Source organism: Cellulosimicrobium sp. MI9406 (assembly GCF_040595865.1).
GTDB lineage: Bacteria > Actinomycetota > Actinomycetes > Actinomycetales > Cellulomonadaceae > Cellulosimicrobium > Cellulosimicrobium funkei.
Genome location: NZ_JALIZI010000001.1, coordinates 431,099 through 457,342, shown reverse-complemented (window position 1 = coordinate 457,342; position 26,244 = coordinate 431,099). Strand labels below are relative to the sequence as shown.

21 protein-coding genes are annotated in these 26,244 nt (G+C 75.8%); 15 read left to right on the top strand and 6 right to left on the bottom strand.

Annotated features, from left to right (window positions below; genetic code table 11):
- The first annotated feature begins 167 nt into the window (after window positions 1–167).
- From MT994_RS01990 to MT994_RS01975, 4 genes are all read left to right on the top strand, one after another.
- Window positions 168–326 (top strand): hypothetical protein, encoded by a 159-nt coding sequence (locus MT994_RS01990; RefSeq protein WP_021483806.1) that lies wholly within the window; start codon window positions 168–170, stop codon window positions 324–326.
- A gap of 52 nt (window positions 327–378) precedes the next feature.
- Window positions 379–990 carry a hypothetical protein gene (locus tag MT994_RS01985; protein ID WP_354804894.1) on the top strand — a complete coding sequence of 204 codons (612 nt, stop codon included), beginning with the start codon at window positions 379–381 and terminating at the stop codon, window positions 988–990.
- Window positions 991–1,140: 150 nt separating this feature from the next.
- Window positions 1,141–1,926 carry an SDR family NAD(P)-dependent oxidoreductase gene (locus MT994_RS01980; protein WP_085387013.1) on the top strand — a complete coding sequence of 262 codons (786 nt, stop codon included), beginning with the start codon at window positions 1,141–1,143 and terminating at the stop codon, window positions 1,924–1,926.
- 79 nt (window positions 1,927–2,005) lie between these two features.
- Window positions 2,006–2,701 (top strand): DNA alkylation repair protein, encoded by a 696-nt coding sequence (locus MT994_RS01975; RefSeq protein ID WP_354804892.1) that lies wholly within the window; start codon window positions 2,006–2,008, stop codon window positions 2,699–2,701.
- Between the two features lie 16 nt (window positions 2,702–2,717).
- Here MT994_RS01975 and MT994_RS01970 read toward each other — a convergent pair whose 3' ends face one another.
- Both MT994_RS01970 and MT994_RS01965 read right to left on the bottom strand, forming a co-directional pair.
- Complete coding sequence (locus tag MT994_RS01970) at window positions 2,718–4,391, bottom strand: PQQ-binding-like beta-propeller repeat protein (protein WP_354804891.1); 1,674 nt, start codon at window positions 4,389–4,391, stop codon at window positions 2,718–2,720.
- Between the two features lie 23 nt (window positions 4,392–4,414).
- The gene (locus MT994_RS01965) at window positions 4,415–5,455 is read right to left on the bottom strand and encodes a CPBP family intramembrane glutamic endopeptidase (protein WP_354804890.1); all 1,041 of its coding nucleotides are present in this window, start codon (window positions 5,453–5,455) and stop codon (window positions 4,415–4,417) included.
- A gap of 102 nt (window positions 5,456–5,557) precedes the next feature.
- Between MT994_RS01965 and MT994_RS01960 the strand changes: the two genes are divergently transcribed.
- The 6 genes from MT994_RS01960 (at window position 5,558) to MT994_RS01935 (ending at window position 13,238) form a co-directional block, all read left to right on the top strand.
- On the top strand, window positions 5,558–6,742 hold the full coding sequence (locus tag MT994_RS01960; protein WP_354804889.1) for a histidine kinase: 1,185 nt from the start codon (window positions 5,558–5,560) through the stop codon (window positions 6,740–6,742).
- Window positions 6,739–7,413 (top strand): response regulator transcription factor, encoded by a 675-nt coding sequence (locus tag MT994_RS01955; RefSeq protein ID WP_354804887.1) that lies wholly within the window; start codon window positions 6,739–6,741, stop codon window positions 7,411–7,413. The genes MT994_RS01960 and MT994_RS01955 overlap by 4 nt, the downstream gene beginning before the upstream one ends.
- A 120-nt stretch (window positions 7,414–7,533) precedes the next feature.
- Entirely contained in the window at window positions 7,534–8,664 is a 1,131-nt protein-coding gene (locus MT994_RS01950; RefSeq protein ID WP_354804886.1) for a BadF/BadG/BcrA/BcrD ATPase family protein, read from the top strand.
- Window positions 8,661–9,548 (top strand): MurR/RpiR family transcriptional regulator, encoded by an 888-nt coding sequence (locus MT994_RS01945; protein ID WP_021482220.1) that lies wholly within the window; start codon window positions 8,661–8,663, stop codon window positions 9,546–9,548. Before MT994_RS01950 ends, MT994_RS01945 begins: the two co-directional genes overlap by 4 nt.
- A complete protein-coding gene (locus MT994_RS01940) occupies window positions 9,545–12,478 on the top strand; it encodes an FAD-binding and (Fe-S)-binding domain-containing protein (RefSeq protein WP_354804885.1) in 2,934 nt (977 codons plus the stop codon). The genes MT994_RS01945 and MT994_RS01940 overlap by 4 nt, the downstream gene beginning before the upstream one ends.
- Window positions 12,479–12,617: 139 nt before the next feature.
- A complete protein-coding gene (locus MT994_RS01935) occupies window positions 12,618–13,238 on the top strand; it encodes a M15 family metallopeptidase (protein ID WP_354804884.1) in 621 nt (206 codons plus the stop codon).
- 94 nt (window positions 13,239–13,332) lie between these two features.
- Here MT994_RS01935 and MT994_RS01930 read toward each other — a convergent pair whose 3' ends face one another.
- The gene (locus MT994_RS01930) at window positions 13,333–13,608 is read right to left on the bottom strand and encodes a type II toxin-antitoxin system Phd/YefM family antitoxin (protein ID WP_021483283.1); all 276 of its coding nucleotides are present in this window, start codon (window positions 13,606–13,608) and stop codon (window positions 13,333–13,335) included.
- Between the two features lie 614 nt (window positions 13,609–14,222).
- Here MT994_RS01930 and MT994_RS01925 point away from each other — a divergent pair.
- From MT994_RS01925 to MT994_RS01905, 5 genes are all read left to right on the top strand, one after another.
- Window positions 14,223–17,900: a PQQ-dependent sugar dehydrogenase gene (locus MT994_RS01925; RefSeq protein ID WP_354804883.1), complete on the top strand. Its 3,678-nt coding sequence runs from the start codon at window positions 14,223–14,225 to the stop codon at window positions 17,898–17,900.
- Window positions 17,901–17,994: 94 nt separating this feature from the next.
- A complete protein-coding gene (locus MT994_RS01920; RefSeq protein WP_354804881.1) occupies window positions 17,995–19,014 on the top strand; it encodes a sugar phosphate isomerase/epimerase in 1,020 nt (339 codons plus the stop codon).
- A gap of 33 nt (window positions 19,015–19,047) precedes the next feature.
- Window positions 19,048–20,322, top strand: a complete 1,275-nt coding sequence (locus tag MT994_RS01915; protein WP_354804879.1) for a hypothetical protein — start codon at window positions 19,048–19,050, stop codon at window positions 20,320–20,322.
- Window positions 20,323–20,454: 132 nt separating this feature from the next.
- The gene (locus MT994_RS01910) at window positions 20,455–21,684 is read left to right on the top strand and encodes a DUF916 domain-containing protein (protein ID WP_354804878.1); all 1,230 of its coding nucleotides are present in this window, start codon (window positions 20,455–20,457) and stop codon (window positions 21,682–21,684) included.
- Window positions 21,685–21,767: 83 nt separating this feature from the next.
- Complete coding sequence (locus MT994_RS01905; RefSeq protein WP_354804877.1) at window positions 21,768–22,190, top strand: hypothetical protein; 423 nt, start codon at window positions 21,768–21,770, stop codon at window positions 22,188–22,190.
- A 76-nt stretch (window positions 22,191–22,266) separates the two neighbouring features.
- Here MT994_RS01905 and MT994_RS01900 read toward each other — a convergent pair whose 3' ends face one another.
- The 3 genes from MT994_RS01900 to MT994_RS01890 are packed head-to-tail and all read right to left on the bottom strand — an operon-like array spanning window position 22,267 to window position 26,144.
- Window positions 22,267–23,811, bottom strand: coding sequence for a glycosyltransferase 87 family protein (locus MT994_RS01900; RefSeq protein ID WP_354804876.1), 1,545 nt, complete (start codon window positions 23,809–23,811; stop codon window positions 22,267–22,269).
- 47 nt (window positions 23,812–23,858) lie between these two features.
- On the bottom strand, window positions 23,859–25,172 hold the full coding sequence (locus MT994_RS01895; RefSeq protein WP_163185239.1) for an MFS transporter: 1,314 nt from the start codon (window positions 25,170–25,172) through the stop codon (window positions 23,859–23,861).
- A 60-nt stretch (window positions 25,173–25,232) separates the two neighbouring features.
- Entirely contained in the window at window positions 25,233–26,144 is a 912-nt protein-coding gene (locus tag MT994_RS01890; protein WP_251177260.1) for a PhzF family phenazine biosynthesis protein, read from the bottom strand.
- Between the last annotated feature and the right edge of the window lie 100 nt (window positions 26,145–26,244).

The following is a 26,244-nucleotide window of genomic DNA, read 5'->3' as shown; positions in this document are numbered from 1 at the left end:
GACCTCCTCGGGCGAGGCGCCGGCGCGTCCGGGCCCGTCCCATCCTCGCACCGCGGGTGTGACGTCGTGCGGAACCCGTCCCGACCCCCGGTCGAGCGCGCGCGAGCCTGCCCGTGGCGTGCTGAAGTATGTGCGCGATGCCAGCAGCCGAGAGAAGGGACGCCTCCATGCGCCCGTGGACCCCGAAGACCGACATGGTGCGCCGGTTGTACGTCGCAGGCCGGGAGGCGACGAGCCCGGCCGAGGCGCTCCGGATGTCCCCGCAGGAGCTCGCGGAGGAGTTCGACCGCTGGCTCGAGGGCGTCCGCGCCGCGCGCGAGCAGTAGGAGCGGCGGAATCTCGGTGGCCTCCCGCGCCCGCGCGAGACAGACTCGGGGCATGACGACGCGGCTGCCGGACGACGGGCCGGGCCACGGACACGACGGGGGACCGGACGACGGCCCCGACACCACCTCGCCCGTGACCCGGGCGGTGGTCAGCGTGGTCGTGGGCATCGCGATCTTCGCGTTCGTGGGCGTCGTCGGGTACTTCGCGGTCGTGACAGTCGGGATGCGGTCGTGGGCCGACCAGCGGGGCGCCTCCGCCGAGCGGTCGGTCGCGAGCGCCCCGGCGAGCGCGCCGGCCGGCACCGGGACCGGGCGCGAGACGACGCTCGACGCGTCGAACGAGGCGTACCGCCAGCGCCAGGGCACGCCCGAGCGCGACGCCGAGGCGGCCCGCTCGGTGCCCGCCGTCCGCGCCGCGCTCGACCCGGTCGCGGACGGCTCGGCGGTCGACGCCGACGAGGTCGCGACGGCGCTCGCCGCCGCGGGGTTCGAGACCGTGCAGGTCGTGGGCACGACGGCGTCCGGCGAGGTCGCGACGACCGTCGGCGTGGGCGTCGCGGTGCCCGGCGGCTGCGTGTTCGGGGGCGTCGCGCCCGACGCCGTGACCCTCGAGGCCGGGGGTCCGATCGCGGACGGCGGCTGCCTGGAGATGCCGGCGCACTGACGCCCCTCGCACCGGGCGCCTGCGGCCGCGAGGCCCGGCCCGGGCGGTCCGGGAGGCCGCCGGGCGGGTCGATCTCGCGACCTGCGGCTCCACCTGGGTACGGTCAGCGGGGCGGGCGACGGAGCCCGCACGGCTGACGGAGGATGAGAGATGCGGATCGAGGGCGCGGTCGCGCTGGTGACGGGCGGGGCGTCGGGCCTCGGGCGCGCGACGGCGGAGGGCCTGGTGGCTGCCGGCGCGCGCGTCGTGCTCGCCGACCTCGCGTCGTCCGACGGCGCGGCGGTCGCCGAGGGCCTCGGCGACGCGGCGCGGTTCGTCCCCACGGACGTGACGAGCGAGGACGACGTCGCGCGGGCCCTGGACGCCGCCGACGCCCTGGGCGGGGCGCGCGTCGTCGTGAGCTGCGCCGGGATCGTGCTCGCGCAGCGGGTCCTCGGTCGGTCCGGGGTGCACGCGCTCGACGCGTTCCGCCGCGTGGTCGACGTCAACCTCGTCGGCACGTTCAACGTCGTCCGGCTCGCCGCGGAGCGCATGCTCGCCCTCGACCCGCTCGGTCCCGACGGCCCCGACCCCGACGGCGAGGAGCGCGGCGTCGTCGTGCAGACGGCGTCGGTCGCGGCGTTCGACGGCCAGGTCGGGCAGGCGGCCTACGCCGCGTCCAAGGCCGGGGTCGCCGGCCTCACGCTGCCGCTCGCGCGCGACCTCGCGCAGCACCGGATCCGTGTCATGACGATCGCGCCCGGGATCTTCCGCACGCCGATGATGGCGTCGCTCCCCGAGGCGGCGCAGGAGTCGCTCGGGGCGCAGGTGCCGCACCCGAGCCGGCTCGGGCGCCCGGAGGAGTACGCGCACCTCGTGCGCGCGATCGTGGAGAACCCGATGCTCAACGGCGAGGTGGTCCGCCTCGACGGCGCCATCCGCATGGCGCCGCGCTGAGCCGCAGGACCGCCGGGGGCACGGGCCGCCCGACGACGACAGGACCCCGGGCACGCGCCCGGAGGAGAGGAGAGGGACGATGCCGCCGTACACGACGGCGACCGACTTCCGGGCCGACCTGCTCGCCCGCGCGACGGCGGCCCAGCGCCGCGCGTCCGCCCGGAGCTTCTCGGGCGACGGCAACGTCGCCGGGGTGCGAATGGGCGACGTGTTCGTGCTCGCGAAGAACGCCCTCGACCTGCCGGTCGACCAGATCGAGCTGCTGCTCGAGGACCGGATCCACGAGGTGCGGGCCGGCGGGTGCTCGATCATGGGCAAGTCGGCGACCGCCCGGCGCGTGACGGTCGATCGGCACGCGGAGCTCGTCGAGCTCTTCCTGCGTCGGCACGACCGCATCGACACGTGGGACCTCGTGGACCTCACCGCGTCCCAGGTGCTGGGGACGTGGCTGCTCGACCGCCCGCGCGACGTGCTCGACGACCTGGCGCGCGCGCCCGACTGGCCGCGCCGTCGCTCCGCCGTCGTCGCGACGGCGGCGTTCCTCCGGCGCGGCCAGGTCGACGACACGTTCCGGCTGTCCGCGATGCTGCTCGACGACCCGGAGCCGTACGTCCAGAAGGGCGTCGGCTGGATGCTCCGGCACGCGGGCGACGTCGAGCCCGAGCGGCTGCGGGCGTTCCTCGAGGAGCGGGCGGCCACGATGTCGCGCGACGTGCTGCGCGCCGCCGTCGAGAAGCTGCCACCCGCGGAGCGCAAGGAGTGGCTCGCGCGCTGAGCGTCGGTCCGGCGCCTCAGCCCAGGCGGGTCACCGTCGGGTCGTCACCCAGGTCGAGCCGCAGCAGCCGGCCCTGGACCGCGGCGTACCGGGTGCTGGACGCCGAGGCGCTGCTCCAGCCGATCTCGCCGTCGCGGAGGTCGAGCGCGACGAGCCGTGTCGTGCTGTGCTCGTCGTCCTCCCATGCCGAGACGGCGAGGAGCGCGCGGGCGCCGTCGGTGAACGCCTGCCCGACGTGCAGCATGCTGGAGGGCACGGTGGGCCCCGCGCCGTCGTCGACCAGCTCGTCGGTCGTGCGGGTCCACAGGGTGCGCCCGGTCTCCACGTCGACCCCGACGAGGACCGAACCCATGCCCTGGAGGACGACGGCGACGCCGTCCGCGACGACGTACGCGATCTCGGGGGAGTTCACCTCCGCGTTCTCCCAGCGCGGGCGCCCGGTCGCGTCGTGCGCGACGAGGTCCGTGACCTGGCGCGTGAGCACGAGGTCGCCCGCGGTCCCGTCCGTCGCGGTCGGGACGATCACCTCGCCCGTCGGCTCCCACCGGAGGGCACCGTCCGGCTCGAGCACGGCTGCCGCGCCGGTACCGTCCGGCGCGGCCCAGCCGCGGCCGACCGCGCGCAGGAGCGCGCCGTCGGGGAGCTGCGCGACCACGTCCGCGGGCTTCTCCGGGTCGTCGACGCGGGTGCCCTCGGGCGTGAACCGGGCGTCGACACCGCAGCCCCGCACGGCCACGAGCCCGGCGGAGCGGACGACGGTCCCGCCGTCGAGGTCGGCGTAGGTGGCGTCCTCGGCGACGGAGTACTGGTCGCACCCGCCCTCCTCGGCGACGAAGGGCAGCTCGTGCTCCCAGCGGACGGCGCCGGTCCGGGCGTCCTCCAGCGTGACGACGGCCGCGCGCCCCCCGGACAGGTCGGTGGGCAGGCCCGTCGAGGGGTCGGTCGGCACCGGGGCGGCGGGCGTGTCGCCGACGCGACGGAAGCGGGCGACCGTGCCGTCCGGTCCCGGCGCCGACCAGCCGCGCGACGCGTCCAGGGGCCGGGTCGTGGCGGTGCCGTCGGCGTCGATCACGGTCACCTGCGGGGCGGGGAAGGGCGCCGTCCCGTCGACCGCCTCGCCGGTGGTCGTCGTGAGGAGCATCCGGCTCGCGAGCGGCGAGGGGACGTCGTCGGTGACGCACACGAGCGTCTCGTCCGGCACCGGGGACGTCAGCGCGAGCTCGAGCTCGCCGCCACAGCGGGACGTGCGCGGGAGGGGCACGGTCCAGCGGACCGCGCCGGAGTCGAGGTCGTGGGCGACCGCCTCGTCGTCGCGCACGACGACGAGGAGGCCGGGCAGCGCGGCGAGGGCGCCGCTCGTCTGCGCGTCCGTGGACCAGAGCTCCCGCGGCGTGCTCTCGACGGGCTCGACACCCCCGACGGAGCGGCGCAGCGTCTCCAGCGACCCGCGCGACGACGCGGCGTCCACGACCGCCATGCCGGCGACGACGACCCCGACGGCGGTCGCGCCCGCGAGCGCCAGACGCAGGCGCCGACGCCGGGCGCCGCCCGCGCGAGGCGGGGTGGCCTCCTCGGGAGCCGGGCCCGGGCTCGGGTCCGGCTCCGGGTGCCGGTCCGGTCCCGCGTCGCCCGCGACGTCGTCGAGCGCGAACGTGATCCGCGCATGGTCGGGACGGCGTCGTCGGGGCACGCCCGCATCCTAGGGGAGCCGCCTCAAGGGGTCCCCGAGGAGTGGCCGGGCGACGACCCCGCGCCCGCTGCGGGCACCCGGCCGCAGAAGGGCTCGCGCAACCGCAGCCCTTCGCGGCGGGAGAACCAGACCGCGAGCACGACGGTGGCGCTGCCGAGGAGCCCGAGGTCGACGAGCAGCACGAGCGGCTCGATCGCGCCCTGCTCCATCGACGAGGCGCTGAAGGGCGCGAGGAGGAACAGGAAGAGGTTGTTGGCGACGTGCACGAGCACGGCCAGCTCGAGCCCGCCCGTCTTCCAGACGAGGAACCCGGTGCAGAGTGCGAACGCCGCGATGCCGATCTGCCCCACCCCGTCGTACCCGTGGCCGACGACGAAGAACGGGACCGGAAGGACGATCCCCCACACCGGCGAGCGCAGCCAGGTGCCGAGCATCTGCTGGGGCAGGCCGCGGAACGCGTACTCCTCGGCGGCGCACTGCAGCGGCCCGAGGATCAGGACGCACCCGAGGCTCAGCAGCAGGGCCGGGGTCACGGCCGGGGTCGCCAGGTCGGACGGCGGCCGGAGCAGGAAGCCGCCCACGGTGACGACGCCGTAGAGGGGCACGACGAGCGGCACCGCGCTGCCGACGAGCCCCCACCGGAACCGTCCGGTGACCGAGTGGATCGTGCCGCGGCGTCGACCGCCCCAGCGCACGCCGAGCACGACGGCGGGCAGCAGGAGCGCGATGAGCCCGAGGCCGATCACCCAGTCCAGCGGGTTGAGCGGGTCGGAGAAGTCGTCGGACGGCATCGGCAGCCCGGGCCGGTAGGGCACCAGCACGGCGTAGGCGACCGCGACGACGGCGACCGGGGCGAGGAAGGCGAGGTAGAGGAGCGCCGTCGCGCCGAACGTGGTGAGCGGGGTCCACCACCGTGCGGGGCGGAGGTCGACGCGGGCCGCCCGGTGGTAGGGGAACGTGGTCGCGGTCGTGCTGTCGAGCGTGGGCTGGGGCACGGGACCGAAGAGCGGCGGGCCGGGCACGGGTGCCGTCGGGACGGGGCTCTCGTCGAGCGAGGGGTGCATGCGTCGAGCCTGGTCGGGCGGCTCGTGCCGCGGTATCGGTCATCGGTCTGATTTCCCGTCCTCAGCCAGGGCGCCGGGCTCGTCGGTGCCTACAGTGCTCCGGTGAGCAAGTTCGCGCAGCGCCCGGCGTGGCGTCGGGTCCTCCGCGAGACGGGCCTCCTGGCCGCGGTCGCCCTGTCGGGTGCCCTGCTGTTCCTCGGCAACTTCGCCCTCAGCGTCGACACGCCGGGAGCGCAGGACGACCCCGTGCGGTTCGCCGCGCTCCTGTTCCTCGACCTCGCGTTCGGGGTCGCCGCGTGGGTCGTCGTGCTCTGGCGCCGCAGCGCGCCCTTCCTCGTCGCCCTGCTGCTCGCCGTGCTCGCCGTCGTCTCGACCGCGGCGGTGCCGGCGGCCCTCTTCGCGTTCGGGTCGCTCGCCACCCGGCGCCGGGTGCGCGAGCTGGCGCCGGTCGCGGCGGTCTGGCTCGTCGGCGTCCTGACGGTGGCCGCCCTGGGGATCGACCTGGTCGGGGTGGCGCTGCCGTGGTGGGAGGTGGTGGTCGCGGTGGGCGCGACCGCGGTCGTCCTCGCCGTCGCGCTCGCCACGGGCCTCGCTGTCGGCGCGCGGCGGGACCTCGTCGCCACCCTGCACGAGCGGGTCCGGCTGACCGCGGAGGAGCAGCGCCTCGGCGAGGAGCGCGCTCGCCACCAGGAGCGCACGCAGATCGCCCGGGAGATGCACGACGCCCTCGCCCACCGCCTCTCGGTGACCGCGATGCACGCGAGCGTCCTGCGGCACCGGACGGACCTCGACGCCGCGGACCGGGACGAGGCCGTCGCCGCCCTGCACGACAGCAGCCGTCAGGCGCTCGCCGACCTGCGCGAGCTCCTCACCTACGCGCGGGGCCCGAGCCGGTCGGACGACGACCGGCCCCAGCCGACCCTGGACCGGCTCGACGAGCTCGTGGCCGAGACGCCGCTCGCCCGGACGGACTGCGCCGTCGACCTCGAGCGCCTGCCCCCGACCGTCAGCCGGCACTCGTTCCGGATCGTCCAGGAGTGCCTGACCAACGCCCGGCGGCACGCCCCCGGGCAGCGCGTCGACGTCGCCATCAGCGGCGCTCCCGGCCGTGAGCTGGCCATCGTCGTGCGCAACCCTCTTGCGGGGCCGCGGGAGGGCGCGCCGCGACCGGGCCTCGGCGTCATCGGGATGCAGGAACGGGCGCGCGCCGTGGGCGGGTCCGTCAGCGTCCGTCCGGGCGCCGACGAGCACGTGGTGTCGGTGACGATCCCCTGGCCGGCCGCGTGAGCCGCCCGTCGTCCGACGTCGTCCGGGTGGTCACCGTCGACGACCAGCCCGAGGTCCGCTCGGCGCTGCGCCTGATGCTCGGCGGCGAGCCCGACATCGCCGTGGTGGGCGAGGCGGTCGACGGGGACCACGCGCGCGACGTCATCGAGGCCTGCCGGCCCGACGTCGTGCTCATGGACCTGCGCATGCCGCGCTGCGACGGGCTGGTCGCGACGGCGCGCGAGACCGCGCTCCGGCCGGAGACGGCGATCATCGTCCTGACGACCTTCGACACGGACCACCACGTCGTGCGTGCCCTGCGTGCCGGGGCGTGCGGGTTCCTCCTCAAGGACGCGCCGCCGGACGAGCTCGCCCACGCCGTCCGGGCGGCGGCCCAGGGGCGGCCCGTCCTCGCGCCCGCGGTGCTGCGGCGGGTGATGACGCTCGCGGCCGAGAACACCCGCCCGCCGGACAGCGCCGCGGTCGACGCCCTCGCGACGCTCTCCCCGCGCGAGCGCGAGATCGCGCGCGCCCTCGCCCGGGGGATGTCGAACGCGGAGATCTGCGCGGCGCTGTTCATCTCGCTCGCCACCGTGAAGACGCACGTCAGCCGGGTGATCGCCAAGCTCGGCGTGGAGTCGCGCACCCAGGTCGCCGCCCTCGTGCTGCGCAACGACCCGGCGCACGAATGACCGCGGCGGGGGTTCCCGCGGCGGACCGGGCGGCGTACGGTGAGCGCACGCAGCCCCAGAGCCCTGGCAAGAATCTCCCTTTTGCCTCTCTGCTGTGAAACTTTGTGCCACACTGGGCCCGTGAGCAGCAGCACGTCCGGGGGCCGGTGGGTCGTCGGGCTCGACGTCGGGGGGTCGGGGAGCCGCCTCCTCGCCCGTCGCCTGCCCGCTGCGGCGCGGAGCGGGGCGGGTACGGACGACGTCGCCCTCGCTGGCCGACCGGTCGCGATCGGGCCTGCGGGGAGCGACGCCGCGGACGTCGTGCGCGACCTCCTCGACGCCTTCCGTGCCGCGGTCCCCGCCCTCGCCGCGGACGGCGTCGCCGCGGCAGCGGTCGGTGCGACCGGCCTCGCGTCCCTCGTGCGCGACCCCGCCGAGCTGCACGCCGCGCTGCGCACGGGCCTCCCTCCCGCCGCGGGCCTCGCGGTCACCGGCGACCCGGCCGGCCGGCCCGGCCCGCGCACCGCCGTCGCTGCCGACGCGCTCACCGCGCACGTCGGTGCGCTGGGCGGCCGTCCCGGCGCCGTCGTGGCGGTCGGGACCGGGGCGATCGCGCTCGGCACCGACCTAGGGACCGTGTGGCACCGCGTCGACGGGTGGGGCCACCTGCTCGGCGACCTGGGCTCCGGGTCGTGGATCGGCGCGCAGGGGCTGCGGGCCGCGGTCGCCGCGCACGACGGCCGCGACTCCGGCGGCTCGCCGGCGCTGCTCGCCGCCGCCGTCGCGCGGTTCGGCCCGGTGCCGTCGTGGCCCGGGCAGCTCTACACGCGCCCCGACCGCGCCCAGGTGCTCGCGTCGTTCACGCCCGACGTCGCGGCCGCGGCCCGCGCCGACGACCCCGTCGCGCGGCAGGTCCTCGCGGGCGCCGGGACCCACCTCGCGACGACGCTCGCCGCCGCGCTCGTCGACGGCGTCCCGCCGCTCGCCGCCGCGACCGGCGGGGTGCTGGGGATCGGCCCGCTCCTCACCGACGCGTTCCGGGCGCGGCTCGCCGTGCTGCGGCCCGACGTCGTGCTCGTCGACCCCGCGGGCACGCCGCTCGACGGCGCGCTGCACCTCGCCGCGCGCCTCGCGACCGCGCCGGGCTCCGTCGTCGGGCACGTGCCCTGGCTCACGCTCGGCGACCCCGCCGCGCCATCGACCGTCGCGCCACCGACCCCGCCGCCCGGCACCGCCCCGCAGCACCCGACCACCGCCGAGGAGACCCCATGACCGCCGACGGCCTCGTCCGCATCCGCCAGGCCCTGCCGAGCCTGCGGCCCGCCGAGGCGCGCATCGCCGAGGCCGTGCTCGCCGACCCGGCGGCCGTCGTGGGCAAGACGATCACGGAGCTCGCCGCGCTCGTCGGGACGTCGCAGGCGACGGTCGTGCGGTTCTGCCGCGCCGTCGGGTACGCCGGGTACCCGGAGTTCCGCATCGACCTCGCGCAGGCGACGAGCCGCCGCGCCGTCGAGCAGGAGCGCGCGAACGTCGCGCACGGCGAGATCGACCCCGACGACACGCTGCACGACGTCGTCACGAAGATCGCGTTCCACGAGGCGCGCACCATCGAGGAGACGGCGCGCATGCTCGACCTCGACGCGCTGGAGCAGGTCACCGCCGCGGTCGCGCAGGCGACGCGGATCGACCTGTTCGGCGTCGGGTCGAGCGGGCTCACGGCGCAGGACCTCGCGCAGAAGCTCCAGCGCATCGGGCTGCTGTGCTTCGCGTCGCCGGACCCGCACGTCCAGCTCCAGTCCGCGGCGCTCCTGGCCGAGGGCGCCGTCGCCGTCGGCGTCTCGCACAGCGGGCTCACGGTCGAGACGAACGACGCCCTGCGCATCGCGCGCGACCGCGGCGCGACGACCGTCGCCGTGACGAACTTCCCCGAGTCGCCGCTCGTCGAGCACGCGGACCTCGTGCTCACGACGACGGCGCGCGAGACGCAGTTCCGGTCCGGCGCCCTGTCGAGCCGCATCGCGCAGCTCGCGCTCGTCGACTTCCTGTTCGTGCGCGTCGCGCAGCGCCTGTACGACCGCACGACCGCGAACCTGCGCGCGACGTACGAGGCCGTGCAGCCCCACCGCCTCGGCTACGACCGCCGGACGCGCCCGTGACCACCGTCGAGACGCCCGGCCTCGAGCTGCGCACGGACCTCCTCACGCGGGTCGCGCAAGCGCACGACGCGTCGCACTACCTCCTGCGGCCCGAGGTCGTCGTCCGCGCGCACGACCGCGACGGGGTCGTCGCCGCGATGCGCGAGGCGACCCGCCGCGGGCTGCCGGTGACGTTCCGCTCCGGCGGCACGAGCCTGTCCGGCCAGGCGTCGGGCGCGGGCGTGCTCGTCGACACGCGCACGCGCTTCACCCGGGTCGAGGTGCTCGACGGCGGCGAGCGCGTGCGCTGCGAGCCCGGCGCGACGCTGCGGCTCGTCAACGCGCACCTGCTGCGGCACGGGCGCCGGCTCGGCCCGGACCCGGCGAGCGAGATCGGGTGCACGATCGGCGGGGTCGTGGCGAACAACTCGTCGGGCATGTCGTCGGGGACGGCGCGGACCGCGTACCGGACGGTCGAGGCGATGACGGTCGTGCTCGCGAGCGGGACGGTCGTCGACACGGGCGCGCCCGACGCCGACGCGCGCCTGCGCGCCGCCGAGCCCGCGATCCACCGCGGTCTCGCGGAGCTGCGCGACCGCGTGCGGGGCAGCGCGGCGGCGCGCGCGGAGATCGAGCGCCAGTTCTCGATGAAGAACACGATGGGCTACTCCGTCAACGCGTTCCTCGACCACGACGAGCCCGTGAAGATCCTCGAGCACCTGCTCGTCGGGAGCGAGGGCACGCTCGGGTGGGTCGCCGACGTGACGTTCCGGACGGTGCCGCTCCTCGCGCACGCGGCGACGACCCTCCTCGTGCTCGACTCGCTGGAGCACGCCACGGACGCGCTCGTGCCGCTCGTCGCGTCGGGCGCGGAGGCGATCGAGCTGCTCGACGCGGCGTCGCTCCGCGTGGCCGCGGCGGACCCGGCCGCCGACCCCTCGATGCGCTCGCTCGCCTCCGGGGCGGGGATCCGCCGGCAGACCGCGCTCCTCGTCGAGTACCGGGCCGCGACCCCCGAGGGTCTCGCGCCCTTCCAGGAAGCGGCGCGCGACGTCGTCGGCTCGCTCGCCGGATCCCTCGCCGTCCCCGCCGCGGTGACGACCGACGCCGCGACGCGCGAGCGCCTGTGGCGCGTGCGCAAGGGCCTGTACACCGCCGTCGCGGGCGCGCGGCCCGCGGGCAGCACCGCGCTGCTCGAGGACGTGGCCGTCCCCGTCGCCGACCTCACCGCGACGGTGCGCGACCTCGGCGCGCTCTTCGAGCGCCGGGGCTACGGCGACGCGGTGACGTTCGGGCACGCCAAGGACGGCAACCTGCACTTCATGATCACGCCGCGCCTCGGCGACCGCGCCGAGCTCGACCGGTACGCAGCGTTCAGCGACGACCTCGTCGACCTCGTGCTCGGCCACGGCGGCACGCTCAAGGCCGAGCACGGCACCGGCCGCATCATGGCGCCGTTCGTGCGGCGCCAGTACGGCGACGAGCTCTACGCCGTCATGCGCGAGGTCAAGCGGCTGCTCGACCCGCACGGCCTGCTCAACCCGGGCGTCGTGCTCACCGACGACGACCACGAGCACCTGCGCAACCTCAAGGTCGAGTCGTCGGCGGGCGGGGACGACGCGGCGCTCGTCGACCGCTGCGTCGAGTGCGGGTACTGCGAGCCGGGCTGCCCGTCGCGCACCGTGACGACCACGCCGCGCCAGCGGATCGCGCTGCTCAAGGAGATGGCCGCCGCGCCGCCCGCCGAGCGGCGCGAGCTCGAGCGGCAGTACGCCTACCAGGGCGTCGCGACGTGCGCCGCGGACTCGCTGTGCGTCGAGGCGTGCCCCGTGGGCATCGACACGGGCGTCGTCATGAAGGGCCACCGCGCGCGGTCGCAGCCGCGGCTCGTGCAGCGCGGGGGAGCGGCCGCCGCCGAGCACTGGGGGCCGGTGGTCACGGGCCTGCGCGCCGCGCTCGGCGTCGTCCAGGGCCTCCCGACACCGCTCGTGCGCGTCGCGTCCGACGTCGCCCGCGGGGTGGTCGGGACGGACGTCGTGCCGCGCGTCGACGCCGACCTGCCCGGCCCGGGGCCGCGCCGCGGGACCACGGCCGTCGTGCCCGACGGCGGCGCCACCTCCGCGCGCGCGGTGCTGTTCGCGTCGTGCATGGGCGAGCTCTTCGCGCCCGCCGGTGCCGGCCTGCCCGCGGGCGCGTGCGGCGGGGACGGCGCGAGCCGCCCTGTCGGGGCCGAGGCCGCGTTCCGGGCGCTGTGCGAGAGGGCGGGCGTCGGGCTCGTGGTCCCCGACGGGATCGGCGGGCTGTGCTGCGGCACCCCGTGGTCGTCCAAGGGCCTGCCCGACGGCGCGGCCGCCATGGCCCGCAAGGTCGTGGACGCGCTGTGGGTCGCCACGCGCGAGGGCGAGCTGCCGGTCGTGTGCGACGCGTCGAGCTGCACCCACGGCCTCGCCGAGACGGCGCGCCACCTCACCGGGACGGACCCGCGTGACGAGCGGGCGCGCGACCGGTTCGCCCGGCTGCGGGTCGTCGACGCCGTGACGTTCGTGCGCACCGACGTGCTGCCCGGCCTCGCGGCGCGCGGGGTCGACGTCGCGCGGGCGGGGGACGTCGTCGTGCACCCGACGTGCGCGACCGTGCACCTGGGCGCCGTGGACGACCTGCGGGCCGTGGCGGAGGCCGTCGCCGAGCGCGCCACCGTGCCGACGGCCTGGGGCTGCTGCGGGTTCGCGGGCGACCGGGGGATGCTGCACCCCGAGCTCACCGCGGGCGCGACGCGCGCCGAGGCGGACGAGGTCGCGCACCGCGCCGGCACGCTCCCCGAGGGGCGCTTCGACGCGTACGTGTCGAGCAACCGGACGTGCGAGATGGGCATGTCGCGCGCCACGGGCGAGGACTACGTCCACGTGCTCGAGCTCCTCGAGGCGGCCACGCGCCCCGGCGCTACCGTCTGAGTCGCGCGCGGTCGAGCCGGGAGCGGGCGCTCGGCGCGGTCGCTGCGACGCGGGGAGGCGGCAGACCGCTCGTCGCGGTGCATAGGGAGTGCCGACCGGTGGACGCCACCGCCGGCGCGCCCCCCAGGAGGACGACCGGATGGACGGCATCACCGCGATCGCGCAGCGCGTGGCTGCCATCGAGGCGACCCTCAGTCCCGCCCGCGCCGTCGACGTCCGTGCTGTCGATCCCGGTGCGGCGCAGGCGGTCGCGACCGGCTCCGGCGCGCGCTTCGACGAGCTCCTCAGCACGGTGCTGGCGGGCTCGACCGGCACCGGCAGCACCCCGGTGGCGGGAGCGACCGGTCCCGACCGGACGCGCACGGTCGACGGTGTCCCCGGCGACCTCGCGGCCTACGGCAACGGGAAGATCCCCCGGACCGCCTTGCAAGAGGTCGGGACGACCGGCCACCGCCTCTGGGCGCCCGCGGGCCAGGCGCTCGAGGGCCTGCTCGCCGAGGCGGCGCGGGACGGCGTCCGCATCGGCATCACGGACTCCTACCGGTCCTACGACGCGCAGGTCGACGTCGCCGCGCGCAAGGGCCTGTACTCCCAGGGCGGGCTCGCCGCCGAGCCGGGGACCAGCCCGCACGGCTGGGGCATCGCGGTCGACCTCGACCTGGACGACCGGGCCCAGGCGTGGATGCGCACCAACGGCGGCCGCTTCGGCTTCGTCGAGGACACCCCGCGCGAACCGTGGCACTGGGTGTACCGGTCCTGACCACCGCGGTCGCGACCTTGTGCGGTAGGCGTCGCAACAACCGCTCGGCCGCGGTCGCGACCTCGAGCCGCCACGCTGGGGGTCTGGTCGGCGGTCACCGGGCCGGCAGCCCCGACCGTGCTCGCAGGTCGTCACCGGACGTCGTCGCGCCCTCGGCGGCGGCGCGACGGGCCCCGTCGACGTCGTCGAGCACGCAGGGCTCGGACAGCCAGAACAGCGTCTCGCGCAGCGACTCGAGGTAGTCCCCGGCCATCAGCACCGCGGCACCGCGCCCCTGCCGGGTGATCCGCATGATCTGGAGCTCTCGCTCGGCCTCGTCCACCAGGGCCGACAGCCTGTCCCTCGCCTCGCTCAGAGCTACCGACTTCATGCGCTCATACTGTCCGGACTACGAGCCTGTGAATAGCCTCATTCTTGCCAAAGAGGCACCCCCTTCTTCCCGTGCTCGCGGCCTTCTCGGCCCACGGGACGCCGGGAGGCCCGCGCAGCGGGCGTGCAGGCCGTCGGCCTCGACGTGCTCGACGGCGGATCGTTGGCGGGATCTCTGCGCGCTCGAGGTCAGCTCCCGAACCCGACAGCGCAGTCAGGATTCGGCTGCGTTCCTGCCTCTAGTCCGTGCATCGGCGGACTTTCGACTTTTGATTGACACCCGACAGAAGCCTCGTAGGATGACGACCGAGTGGTAGGTGAATTTCACCCGACCGCTACGGCCCGACCGCCTCCGCGCGTGCCCCGGTGCACGTGGTGGCACTCTCCGTCCGCACGACGACGTGCGGGGGGATCGCGCTCGACGACGAGACGAGGAGGACCACCGGGCAGGGGGCGCGCAGCCCTCCCACCAGCACAGACAGACCGAGCCGCCCTGATTCCGTCGTTGGCGCGACGGGGGCGACCCGGTCCGGATGACCCCTCACAGGCGACTGAACCTCACAGGAGCGGCATCAGATGAAGGATATCGACCGGCGTACGCGCCGGAACCGGCGGGTGACCGCGGCTCTGGCCGCCGGCGCCCTCGCGCTCACGGGCCTGGGCGCGGCGACGGCACCTGCCGTCGCGCACGACGGCGTCGACCACGGCGCGGAACCGGGTGCCGAGGCGGCGCTCGACTGGTCCAACTACGAGCGCGTGCTGCTGACGAAGGACGTGGGCGAGCCCATCGACCTCGCGATCCTCCCGGACTCGCGCGTCCTGCACACGGCCCGCAACGGCGACGTGCGGCTCACCGACCCGGCGACGGGCGTCACGCGCGTGGTCACGACGCTCGACGTCTACGCGAACTCCGAGGACGGCCTCCAGGGCGTCGCGCTCGACCCGGAGTTCGAGGACAACGGGTGGGTCTACCTCGTCTACGCGCCGCGCGACGCGGACGGCGACGGTGTCGCGGACACCCCGACGGGCAACGCGCCCAACTCGCTCCCGGCGGGCGAGGACGAGAGCTACTGGGACCGCTGGGTGGGCGTGAACCGCCTCGCGCGGTTCCAGTGGACGGGCGACACGATCGACCTCGCGAGCGAGCAGGTGATCCTCGACGTCGAGGTGCAGCGCGGCCAGTGCTGCCACGTCGGGGCGGACATCGACTTCGACGGCGACGGCAACCTCTACCTCACGACGGGCGACAACACGCCCGCGAGCACCCCGGGCGCGAACGGCTTCGCGCCGAACAACGACGCCCCCGGCATGAACCCCGGCTTCGACTCGCGCCGTGGCGCGGGGAGCACGAACGACCTGCGCGGCAAGATCCTGCGGATCCACGTCGAGGACGACGGCTCGTACTCGATCCCCGAGGGCAACCTGTTCGCGCCGGGCACCGAGGGCACGCGCCCCGAGATCTTCGTCATGGGCGTGCGCAACCCGTTCCGGTTCGAGGTCGACCCGGAGACGAACTCGCTCTCCTGGGGCGACTACGGCCCCGACGCGACGAAGGCGGTCGCGGAGACCGCGGGCCGCGGGCCCATGGGCCTCGTGGAGTGGAACGTCGTCTCGCTCGACGACCCGCACAACGCCGGCTGGCCCTACGTCCAGGGCGACAACTTCGCCTACAACGACTGGGACTTCGCGACGGGCACGCCGGGGGAGTTCTTCGACCCCGAGAACCTCGTCAACGACTCCCGCTGGAACACGGGCCTGCGCGAGCTGCCGCCGGCCCGCGCCGCGACGCTCTGGTACGGCGACAACCCGGGCGACCAGCCGTGGGACGAGCTCGTGAACTTCGGCTCCGGCTCCGGCCAGGCGCCGATGGGTGGTCCCGTCTACCACTACGACGCCGACAACCCGTCGACCACGAAGCTCCCCGCGTACTGGGACCGCAAGGCGTTCTTCGGCGAGTTCTCGCAGGACTACCTCGCCGCGTTCACGGTCGACTGGGAGACCTTCGACGTCACGCACATCGAGGACTTCCTGCCGAACGCCGCGCTCGCCGCGGCGGGCCAGCCGCCGCACGACAACCCGATGGACCTCGAGTTCGGTCCCGACGGCTCGCTCTACGTGCTCGACTACGGCGACGGCTTCTTCCGCGCCAACCCCGACGCGGGCCTGTACCGGATCGACTACGCCGAGGGCAACAAGGCGCCCCAGGCGCGCTTCACCGCGACGCCCACGTCGTCGTCGCAGGCGCCGCTCGAGGTGACGTTCGACGCGTCGACGTCGTCCGACCCCGAGGGCGACGACCTCACCTACGCGTGGGACGTGGACGGGGACGGCACGTTCGACGCCGAGGGCGTCCGGGCGACGCACACGTACACGGAGATCGGCGCGTACACCGCGCGCCTGCGCGTCACCGACGCGTCGGGCAAGTTCTCCCTCACGTCGCGCGTCATCTCCGTCGGGAACCAGGCGCCCGAGGTCACGATCGAGTACCCGGCCGACGGCGCGTTCTTCGACTGGGGCCAGGCCGTCCCGTACAAGGTGACCACGACCGACGCCGAGGACGACCTCGGCGGCGGCGAGGCGCCGACGCCGCACCTCACGTCGGGCGACCAGATCGGCGAGTGGCTCGCGGACGCCATCGGGCACGACGTCCTCGTCGAGACGTTAGGGGTCGACGCCGAGACGCTGGGCGAGGCCTCCGGCTTCACCCTCGACGAGCTCGTCGCGATCTCCGGCGGCGCCGTCACCGCGCAGATGGTGGCGGACGTGCTCGAGGCGTACGCCGCCGCTTTCGAGGACCCGCAGGCGGGCTCGGGCACCGTGTGCTCGCGCGTCGCGTGGACGTACGGCCTCGGGCACGACGAGCACGCGCACCCCGAGTCCACGGGCACGGGCTGCACGGGCGCGTGGCGCACCGACCCCAACTCGCCCGAGCACGGCCCGGGCGCGCTCCTGTACGGGGCGGTCGTCGTCACGTACACCGACGCGGGCCACAACGGCCTCCCGCCGGCCACGGGCGAGGCGACGCTGCGCCTCAACCCGAAGGAGCAGCAGGGCGAGCACGCGATCGGCCGCGAGGGCGTCGAGGTGTTCACCGACGCGACCGCGCGGGGCGGCAACGCCGTCCGCGGGCTCGGCGCGGGCGACTTCCTGCGGTACGACCCGGTGAGCTTCGCCGGGATCGACGGCGCCGTGGTCCGCGCGAGCGGCGGCGGCGAGCTCGAGCTCCGCTGGGGCGCGGCCGACGCCGAGCCGTTCGCGACCGCCGTCGTCCCCGCGGGCGAGGGCTGGCAGGACGTCGAGATCACGTTCGACGCCCCCGAGGGCTCGGGCACGCTGTTCGTGACGTCGTCCGACGAGCTCGCGGTGGACGCGATCACCATGGTGGGCGCGGGCGCGGCGGACGTCACCGCCCCGACCGTCGCGCACACGCTCGCGCCGGAGACGCCCACGGGCGTCGGCGGCGTGTTCAACGAGCCGGTGCGGTTCTCCGTGCAGGCCACCGACGACGGCGCGGTCGCGAGCGTGCAGTACTCGCGCGACGCGGGCGCGACGTGGACGAACCTCACGGCGAACCAGCAGTACGGCGTGACGTTCTCGCAGGACGGCGCGTACGACCTGCTCTACCGCGCGACCGACACGGGCGGCAACGTCTCCGAGGCCGGCGCGGTGTCGTTCACGATCGACCTCGACGCCCCGGACGAGCCGACGGTCGCCTCGGCCACGACGGTCTCCGTCGGCGCCGCGCGCGTCTCCTACGGCGCGCCGGGCGAGGCCGTCGTCACGGTCACGGGCGAGGGCGGCACGCCCACGGGCGAGGTCGTGCTCACCACGGGCGAGACCGAGGTCGGGCGCGGGACGCTCGCGGACGGCACGGCGACGATCGCGATCGACCCGTCGCTCGCCGTCGGGACGCACACCCTCACCGCGACGTACGGCGCCGACGGCGTCTACACGGCGTCGGCGGGGACGGTGCGCCTCACGGTGGCCCAGGCCCGGTCGACCACGACGGGCAGCGTGGCGCCGAACCCGGTGAAGCCCGCCGTCGCGGCGAAGGCGACGCTCCACGTGGAGTCGTCGACCGGCGTCGTGCCCACGGGCGACGTGCAGGTGACGGTGCGCAAGAACAACGGCACCGTCGCGTCGCTCACCGGGACGCTCGACGAGGCGGGGGACGTCGTCGTGACGCTCCCCAAGCTCGCGGCGACCGGCACCTACCAGGTGCAGGCCCGCTACCAGGGGTCCGCCGGGGTCGCGCCCAGCACGGTGAACCTCACCCTCACGGTCCGCAGCTGACCGTCCCACCGGTGGCCCGGGCGACCCGCCCGGGCCACCGGCCCCCAGGCGTCCCCGGGTGCGGTCCCGGGGCGGCTCACCTCGAAGGAGAGACATGAGTTCACATCACCACCCGACGGTCTCGGCCAAGCCGATGACCCGTCGCAACCTGCTCAAGGCGCTCGCGGCGTCGTCGGTCGCCGTGGGCGTGGGGGCCGCCCTCGGTCCGTCGGCGGCGAACGCGCTCGGCGGCGCCCTCCCGACGGCGGTCGCGCCGTCCGGCGGGCGCAACCGGCTCGTGCCGGTGAACCGCATCGGCATCCAGCTCTACACCGTGCGGGACAAGGTCAGCTCGCTCGGGTTCCGGGCCGTGTTCGAGGAGCTCGCCGACATCGGCTACTCCGAGATCGAGTTCGCGGGCTACACGCAGGGGAGCGTCGGCGCGATCACCGTGCCGGAGATCCGGCAGCTGCTCGACGACAACGGCCTGCGGGCCGTCGGTGCGCACGTCAACCTCACCCCGGCGAACATCGACACCGAGATCGAGAAGGCGCTCGCGCTCGGCATGCCGCACCTCGGCCAGGGCGGACCCATCGCGGGCGGCTACGGCGGACCCATCCCCAAGGCGCAGTGGCTCCAGGCCTGCGAGACCTGGAACCAGATGGGCGAGAAGGCCCGCGCGGCGGGGCTCAAGCTCTACTCGCACAACCACGCCCAGGAGTGGGCGTTCACCAGCGACGACACGAACCAGCGCGTCTACGACCTGCTGTGGGACAACCTCGACCCCGAGCTCGTGTTCTTCGAGATGGACGTCTACTGGGCGTACGTGGGCCGCCACCTGTACCCCGGGTTCGAGCCGATCGACTACGTCACGCGCGACCCGCGCCGCTTCCCGATCCTGCACCTCAAGGACGGCAAGACGAACGAGTCCAGCGGCAACGGCTACGACATCATCGAGTTCGGCGCCGGCGACATCCCCTACCAGGCGTTCCTCTCCCAGCTCCGCGACCGAGGGCAGCGGTTCGGGCTGTACGAGCAGGACAACGCGGCGACCGTGGCCGAGCCCGGCAACGCCCTCAACTCCCTGGGCAACGCCCGCCGCAGCTACGGCGAGATCTCCTCGCTCCGCGGCTGACGCGGACCGACCACACCTGACAAGGAGCATCACATGAAGTGGAAGTGGAAGGTCCCGGCCGCCGCGCTGCTCGCGGTGGCCACGGCCACGGCGGTCGCGCCCGCGGCGCAGGCCGCCGACGTCGAGTGCACGACCGACCTCGGCGACCGGACCGTCAGCGGCGACCTCGTCGTCCCCGGGGGCGCGGACTGCGTCCTCGGCGGCGCGACCGTCGAGGGCGACGTCGTGGTCCAGCCGGGCGGCTGGCTCGACGCGACGTCCGTGACCGTGGGGGGCGACGTCGTCGCGACCGACGCGTACGGCGTGCTGCTCGACGGCACGAGCGTCGCCGGGGACGTCAGCGTCTACTCGGCGGGCACCCGGAACGGGTTCCTGTACCTCAACGACCTCACCGTCGGGGGCGACGTCGCGGCCGGGGGCGTGGACGTCGAGATCAGCGACTCGACCGTCTCCGGCGGGCTGCTCACGCAGGAGGCGAGCTACGTCGACCTGCTGCGCACGTCCGTGCGCGGCGACGCGACGCTCGACGGCTCCGCGTTCGGCGTGACGGTCGCGGGCGCCGTGGTCGGGGGCACGCTCACCGTGAGCAACGGTGCGCGCGACCTGCTCGTCGGCGCGACGGCGTCCGGAGAGGCCGACGAGTGGGGCAACGCGGTCGCGGGCGACCTCGTGCTCAGCGGCAACGCCGGCAACCTGCGGGTCGCGGGCACGACGGTCCAGGGCACGATCCGCGCGACGGGCAACGACCCGGCCGCCGTCTTCGGGCCCGGGAACACCGCGGGCGGCGTCGAGGGCGACCACACCGGCGAGGAGCCGGGGGCCGCGCCCGAGGGCGACCAGGCCGTGGCCGTCACCGTGCCGCAGCAGTCCGGGGGCGAGCTCACGTGGTCGCTCGAGGGCTCGTCGCGCCTCGTCGACCTCGGCGTCGCCGACGAGGAGCTCAGCTACTACCAGGCCCAGGGCCAGCTCGTCCCCGTGCGCGTGCAGGACACGCGCGCGGGCGACCCGGCGTGGTCGGTCACCGGCCAGGTGTCCGACTTCACGGCGGGCGGCCAGACGGTCGACGGCAAGCACCTCGGCTGGACGCCGGGCGTCATCGAGAACGGCGGCGACGCGGTCGCCGGTGCCCCGGTCGCGTCCGGGTTCGACGAGGGCGAGGGCCTCAAGCAGGCACGCACCCTCGCGCGGGCCGACGAGGGCCACGCGCGCGGCGCGTCCGTGGTCGGCGCCGAGCTCGACCTCAAGATGCCGCTCGACACCCCGCGCGGCACCTACACCGCGACGATCACGCTCACCGCACTGGGCTGATCCCGCGGGACACCGCAGCCCGGCCCGGCACGGGTCGGGCGACCGGTCGGCCGCCACGCACGCCGTGGTGGCCGGCCGGTCCGGCGGCTCTCGTCCGAGCCGCCCCACCTGCACCGACGAAGGACCGAGCGCATGACCCACCGCCGCACCTCTCCCGCCCCGGCGTCCCGCGCCCTGCGCGCGCTCGCCGGGCCCCTGCTCGCGCTCGCGCTGACCGCCGCGCCCGCCGCCGCCGCGCTCCCCGGGGACGCCGCGGCCCCCGGCCACGTCGCGCCCGCCGCGCGGACTGCCGTCGCGACCGACGACGCCCCCGCGCCCGACCCGGAGCAGACCGTGCAGTGGGGCGTGCGTCCGGGAGACACCGCCCAGGGCGTGGACCGGCCCAACTTCGCGTACTCGCTCGCGCCCGGCGGCTCCCTGCGCGACAGCCTCGTCGTCTCGAACCACGGCGACACCCCGCTCGCGCTCGCCGTGTACGCCGCCGACGGCTTCCTCACCGACGACGGCACGCTCGACCTCCTGCCCGCGGGCGAGGAGTCGACCGCGCTCGGGTCGTGGATCGCCCTCGACCAGGCCGAGGTCGAGATCCCTCCGCAGGAGCGCGTCGAGGTCCCCTTCACCGTCACCGTGCCCGACGACGCGACGCCGGGAGACTACGCCGCCGGAGTCGTGTCGTCCCTCGTCGTGGTCGCCGAGGACGGCGTCACGACCGACCGGCGGCTCGGCTCGCGCGTGCACCTGCGGGTCCAGGGCGAGCTCGCCCCGGCGCTCGCGGTCGACGACGTGCGGCTCGCCTACGACGGCACGCTCAACCCGTTCGCGCCCGGCAGCGCGACCGTCACGTTCACCGTGACGAACGAGGGCAACGCGCGCGTCGCCCCGGCGACCGCCGTCCGCATCTCCGGGCCGTTCGGGCTCGGCGCGACGTCCGCGACCGACGTCGACGTGCCCGAGCTGCTCCCCGGCTCGTCCGTCGAGCGGACCGTCGAGGTCGACGGCGTCTGGCCGCTCGGGCGCGAGGTCGCGACGCTGACGGTCGGCGGCGAGGTCGTGCCGCTGCCCGGGACGGTGCCCGACCCGGAGGTCGTCGTGCCGGGCGTCGTCGCGACCGCCACCACCTGGGCCGTGCCGTGGGTCGCGCTCGGCCTCCTCGCCCTCGTGGCGCTGGTCGTCGTCTGGCGCGTCCGCGCGCGGCGCCGGGCGCGGACCGCCCAGCAGCGCGCGGTCGACGCCGCCGTCGCCGCCGCGCTCGCCGAGCGTGCCGCGGGCGGTGCGGACGAGCCGACGACCGAGGAGTCCCCGAGCGTGCCCGTCGGCAGCCCGGCAGCGGACCGGGACCCCTGGGCGAGACCTGCGCCGTGAGGTGTCCGGGCCGGAGCGACGGTGGTGGAGACGCCGTCACCTGGCGCACCTGAGCGGCGCGGCGCCTTCGATACGGTGCGGGGGTGCAGCTCGAGTGGACACAACCGTTCCGGTGGGGCCTCCTCCTTGCTTTCGACGAGCAGGAGTCCTTCGACCTTCCCCCGGACCTCGGCGACGAGGCGATCACGTCGTCACCGTCCTGCCTGGCCGTGCCGGTGCTCCATGCCGCCGACATCGACGTCTCGGACGACTGGCCCGAGGGCGTGGATCCTCCGTCCGCGACGGTCACCGTGACCGTCGTCGTCGGTGAGCCCTTGCCCACGGGAGTTGCGGAGTTCGACGGACAGCTCAGCTGCCCGTCCGGGCGACTCGCGATCGGGGACGCCGAGAACGAGCGCATCGTCGACGTCCCCCCAGGGTCGCTGCGTGTGCAGGTCGACCGAGAGCCCGCGGAGTACGCGAGCCACGTGACGATGCGCATCGCCGCCGCCCGGGAGCCGGACTGACGCCGGGGAACCTCGGCACGAGTCCGTGGAGCGGTACCGGGCCCGCGCCTGAGCGTCCCCGTCGCGGGGCGCAGGCTCAGCCTCCCGGCCGCGTGACGTCGTCGTGCGGGACGAGCACCCGCACCCCCGGCCGGTCGACGACGGTCGTCGTCGCGGCGTCGAGCGCGCGCCAGGTCTCGTCGCTGAACCCGTTGCCGGTCGACCGCACGAGCACGGCGGACGACCCCGACGTCAGGTAGCGCAGCGCCTCCTCCTGCCACGCGAGGTTCCGACGGCGCGGCACCGGCTCGCCGGCGGCGTCCCGCGCGCCGTGGTCGTACGAGTACCCCGACAGGTCCACGGGGAGCTCGCAGCCGCGCTCGAGGTCGCGGCTCAGCACGTCGAGGACGGCGAGGACCCCGGGGGAGTCGGCGCGGACGCAGCCGTCGTCGGGGAGCGCCGCCGCCACCTCGGCCGTCGGGAACGGGGCGAGGCGCGGTGCGGTCTGCACCGCGGCCACGAGGAGGGCTGTGGCGCCGATGCTCAGGAGCGTCCCCGCCGCGACCCGGCTCGGGCGGGGCAGGAGCGAGCACGCGGCGGCCAGGACGAGGACCAGCGCCGGTGCCGAGAACGCCGCGTACTGCGGGTACGCGGACGGCGAGAGCAGCAGGACGCCGACCTGCACCGCGAGCAGCACGACCCACAGCCGCCCGCGCCGCCCGACCCACGCCGCGACCGCGGCGACCGTCCCGAGCGCCAGCACGGTCCACGCCACCACGAGCTGCTCCTGCTCCGGCACGAGGTCGCGCAGGCCGCCGGTCCCCGTGAGCCACACGAGCCGCTGCTCGAGGTCCGTCGTCGCCGGGGGCCGGGTGAGCTGGTCGAGCACGACCATGCGGACCATGTCCGACCCCGCGGCGAGGAGGAACGGGCCGAGGACCGCCACCAGCGCGACGACAGCGCCCGTGGCCGCACGGGCCGCGGTGCGCCACCCGGCGGCGAGCAGCAGCCAGAGGAGCACGACGAGCAGCGGCACCACGCCCCAGATCTTGACCGTCGCACCGAGCCCGAGGACGGCCCCGCCCGCCCAGAGCCACGGGCGCTCGCGGCCGGTGCCCTCCTGGCGCCGGTCGAGGCCGCGGAGCAGCAGCACGACCCCGCCGAGCAGGCACAGGGAGCCGAGCGGTTCGAGGAGCGTGAGCCGCTCGGCCCACGCCGCGGCGTACGACAGCGCGTAGAGGACGCCGCCCACGACGGCCGCCGTCGTGCCCCACCGGCGCGCCACGCGCGTCACGAGCACGGCGTTGGCCGCGCCCACGAGCATGATGCCGACGCGCGCGGCGACCAGGGCGTGGTCGTCGCTCGTCCACGTGGTGAGCGTGGCGAAGGGCGTCAGGGCGAGCGTCGAGCCGGGCGGGTGCAGGAGCAGGAAGTCGCGGTAGGGCACGCGGCCGTGCACGAGCGCCACCGCGGCCGAGAAGTACACGCCGTCGTCGTACCCGCGGTACCCGCCGATCCCGGCCGAGCCACCGACGAGGTGCCACCGCACGAGGAACGCCAGGCCCGCCACGACGGCGGCCACGACCCACCCCCACCGCGCGGCAGCGGGCGCTCGGCGCGGGGCACGGGCTGCCAGGCTCACACCCGCCAGTGTGCGCCGGGGCCGCGGCGGGCGCGCGACGCGTCCCCCTAGCGGGACCCGACCGGGCGCTCCCGGCCGGGCTCCGGCAGGTCGTCGGCCGGGGCGGGCGCCGCCGGACGCGGCAGGGGCCGGACCTGGCCCGCGACCGCGAGGGACAGCACCGTGGCGGCGCAGATCACGAGGAGCGCGTGGCGGGCCCCGACGCCGTCGACCAGCAGGCCGAGCAGTGGGGGAGCGCTCAGCATCGCGACCGTGGAGAACGACGTCGCGACCGCGACGCGGGGTGCGGCGTGCGCGGGATCGTCGGACGCCGCGGCGATCGCGACGGGGTTCGCGAGCGCCGCACCGCAGCCCCACAGGACGATGCCGACCCAGGCGAGCGGGAGCGTGGGCGCGAGGCCGAACACGAGGAGCCCGACGAGCGCGGAGGCGCCCGACGCCCGGAGCACCGCGACGCGACCGAACCGGTCGATGAGCCCGGTGCCGGCGAACCGGAACACCGTCATCGCGCCGACGAACGTCCCGTACGCCACCGCGCCGAGCGCCTCGCGCACGTCGAACCCGTCGACCACGGCGATGGACAGCCAGTTGCCCGCCGAGCCCTCGGAGAGCGACGACGCGAGCAGCACGAGCCCGATGAGGAGGGTGCGCGGCTCGCGCCACGCGGCGAGCGCCGCGCGGACGCCCGCGCCGCGCCGGGGTGCGGGGGCGCCGTGGGCCGCCGCCGTGCGCGCCGCGGCACGCTCGGGCGCGATCGCCGTCGCGGGCGCGATGAGGAGCGCGCGGGCCGCCGTGACGACGAGTGTAACGACGACGACCTGCGTGGCGATGCCCACGTGCGCCCACGAGAACGCGGCGGCGACGAGCGCCCCGCACGCCGCCCCGATGGAGAAGGCCGCGTGGAAGTGGGGGAGGATCGCGCGCCCGACGTGCTGCTCCACCGACGCCGCGCAGATGTTGATGGGGACGTTGGTCAGCGCGCCGCACATGCCGTTGAGGAACGCGCCCGCCGCGAACACGCCGACGCTGCCGGTCGCCGTGCCGAGCGCGACGAGGCCGAACCCGACCACGTTCGCGGACGTCGCGACGACGAGCGTCGTGCGGCTGCCGAAGCGCGCGACGACCGCGCCCGTCACGACGACGGCCGTGAGGGTGCCGACCCCGCCCACGACGAGCAGCGCGCCGAGCTGGCCCGAGCTCAGCCCGAGCGCCTCGCGCACCGACGGCAGGCGGCTCATCCACGACGTGCCGATGACGCCGAACAGCGCGAACTGCACCATGAGCGCCCACCGCGCGCGCGAGACCACGGCGCGGTCCGTCAGGGCGCGCGCCGGTCCGGAAACCGGAGGGTTTGTTGACACTTGCCCGAGTCTACGGAGCGGGCGGGCCTCCGGGCCTCCGTTTTCCGCGGCGGCGACCCGTCAGAGGCGGACGGTCCCCGCGACGCACGTGACGCTCGACCCGCCGACCCAGACGGTCCCGGCGCCGTCGCGCTCGACGTGCACGCGCCCCGCCCGGCCGAGCGCGGCGCCCTGGGCGGCGACGTAGCGCCCGGGGAGGCGGCCGTCGCGCGTGAGCCACTGCCCGACGACGGCGTTGAGGCTCCCGGTGACCGGGTCCTCGGGGATGCCCATGGCGAGCGCGAACCCGCGCACCTCGACGGCGGTGCCGTCGGGGCCGCCGTCGTCCCCGTGCAGGCCGGCGACGCCCACCGAGAGGTCGGGGTGCTCCGCGCGCAGCCGGGTCCAGTCGGGCGTCAGCCCCGCGACGCGCGCGGCGGAGTCGAGCAGGACGACGCGCCAGCCCGGCCCGTTGTCGAGCACGCGGTGGTCGAGCACGGCCTCGTCGGGGACGCCGAGCGCGGCGACGATCGCCGCGAGGTCGTCGGCCGGGACCGGCTCGTCGGCGAGCAGCGCGGGCGCGGCGAACGCGAGCCGCTCCGTGCCCTCCTCGCGCCGGATCGTCACGAGCCCGACGCCGCACTCCTGCACGACGACGTCCCCCGCGCGCGGGCTGCCGCCCGCCTCGAGCCACGCGTGGCACGACCCGAGCGTCGGGTGGCCCGCGAACGGCAGCTCGCCCGCCGGGGTGAAGATCCGCAGGCGGTAGTCGGCGCCGCCTGCGGCGCCGTCGGGCGTGGGCGGCAGGAGGAACGTCGTCTCGGAGAGGTTGGTCCAGCGCGCGAAGGCGGCCATCTGCTCGTCCGTGAGGCCGACGGCGTCGAGCACGACCGCGACGGGGTTCCCGAGGGTCGGCGTGCGGGTGAAGACGTCGACCTGGGCGAACGGGCGGGACGCGGTCCGGTCGGCGATGTCTCCGTGGCGTGCGGTCATGCCGTGAGCGTACGTCCCCGCTGATGGGAGCACTTTTGTCGACGGTGCGACGGAAGTTGTAGACACATCGATAGAACGGGGGCTAGCCTGTCCAGCGTTG

What these genes read in the sequence shown, in the direction of transcription:
- MT994_RS01965 (WP_354804890.1), bottom strand. Translation starts at nt 5,455, where the DNA reads ATGCACCCCTCGCTCGACGAGAGCCCCGTCCCGACGGCACCCGTGCCC.
- MT994_RS01980 (WP_085387013.1), top strand. Translation starts at nt 1,141, where the DNA reads ATGCGGATCGAGGGCGCGGTCGCGCTGGTGACGGGCGGGGCGTCGGGC.
- MT994_RS01890 (WP_251177260.1), bottom strand. Translation starts at nt 26,144, where the DNA reads ATGACCGCACGCCACGGAGACATCGCCGACCGGACCGCGTCCCGCCCG.
- MT994_RS01930 (WP_021483283.1), bottom strand. Translation starts at nt 13,608, where the DNA reads ATGAAGTCGGTAGCTCTGAGCGAGGCGAGGGACAGGCTGTCGGCCCTG.
- MT994_RS01990 (WP_021483806.1), top strand. Translation starts at nt 168, where the DNA reads ATGCGCCCGTGGACCCCGAAGACCGACATGGTGCGCCGGTTGTACGTC.
- MT994_RS01975 (WP_354804892.1), top strand. Translation starts at nt 2,006, where the DNA reads ATGCCGCCGTACACGACGGCGACCGACTTCCGGGCCGACCTGCTCGCC.
- MT994_RS01935 (WP_354804884.1), top strand. Translation starts at nt 12,618, where the DNA reads ATGGACGGCATCACCGCGATCGCGCAGCGCGTGGCTGCCATCGAGGCG.
- MT994_RS01910 (WP_354804878.1), top strand. Translation starts at nt 20,455, where the DNA reads ATGACCCACCGCCGCACCTCTCCCGCCCCGGCGTCCCGCGCCCTGCGC.
- MT994_RS01920 (WP_354804881.1), top strand. Translation starts at nt 17,995, where the DNA reads ATGAGTTCACATCACCACCCGACGGTCTCGGCCAAGCCGATGACCCGT.
- MT994_RS01945 (WP_021482220.1), top strand. Translation starts at nt 8,661, where the DNA reads ATGACCGCCGACGGCCTCGTCCGCATCCGCCAGGCCCTGCCGAGCCTG.
- MT994_RS01985 (WP_354804894.1), top strand. Translation starts at nt 379, where the DNA reads ATGACGACGCGGCTGCCGGACGACGGGCCGGGCCACGGACACGACGGG.
- MT994_RS01915 (WP_354804879.1), top strand. Translation starts at nt 19,048, where the DNA reads ATGAAGTGGAAGTGGAAGGTCCCGGCCGCCGCGCTGCTCGCGGTGGCC.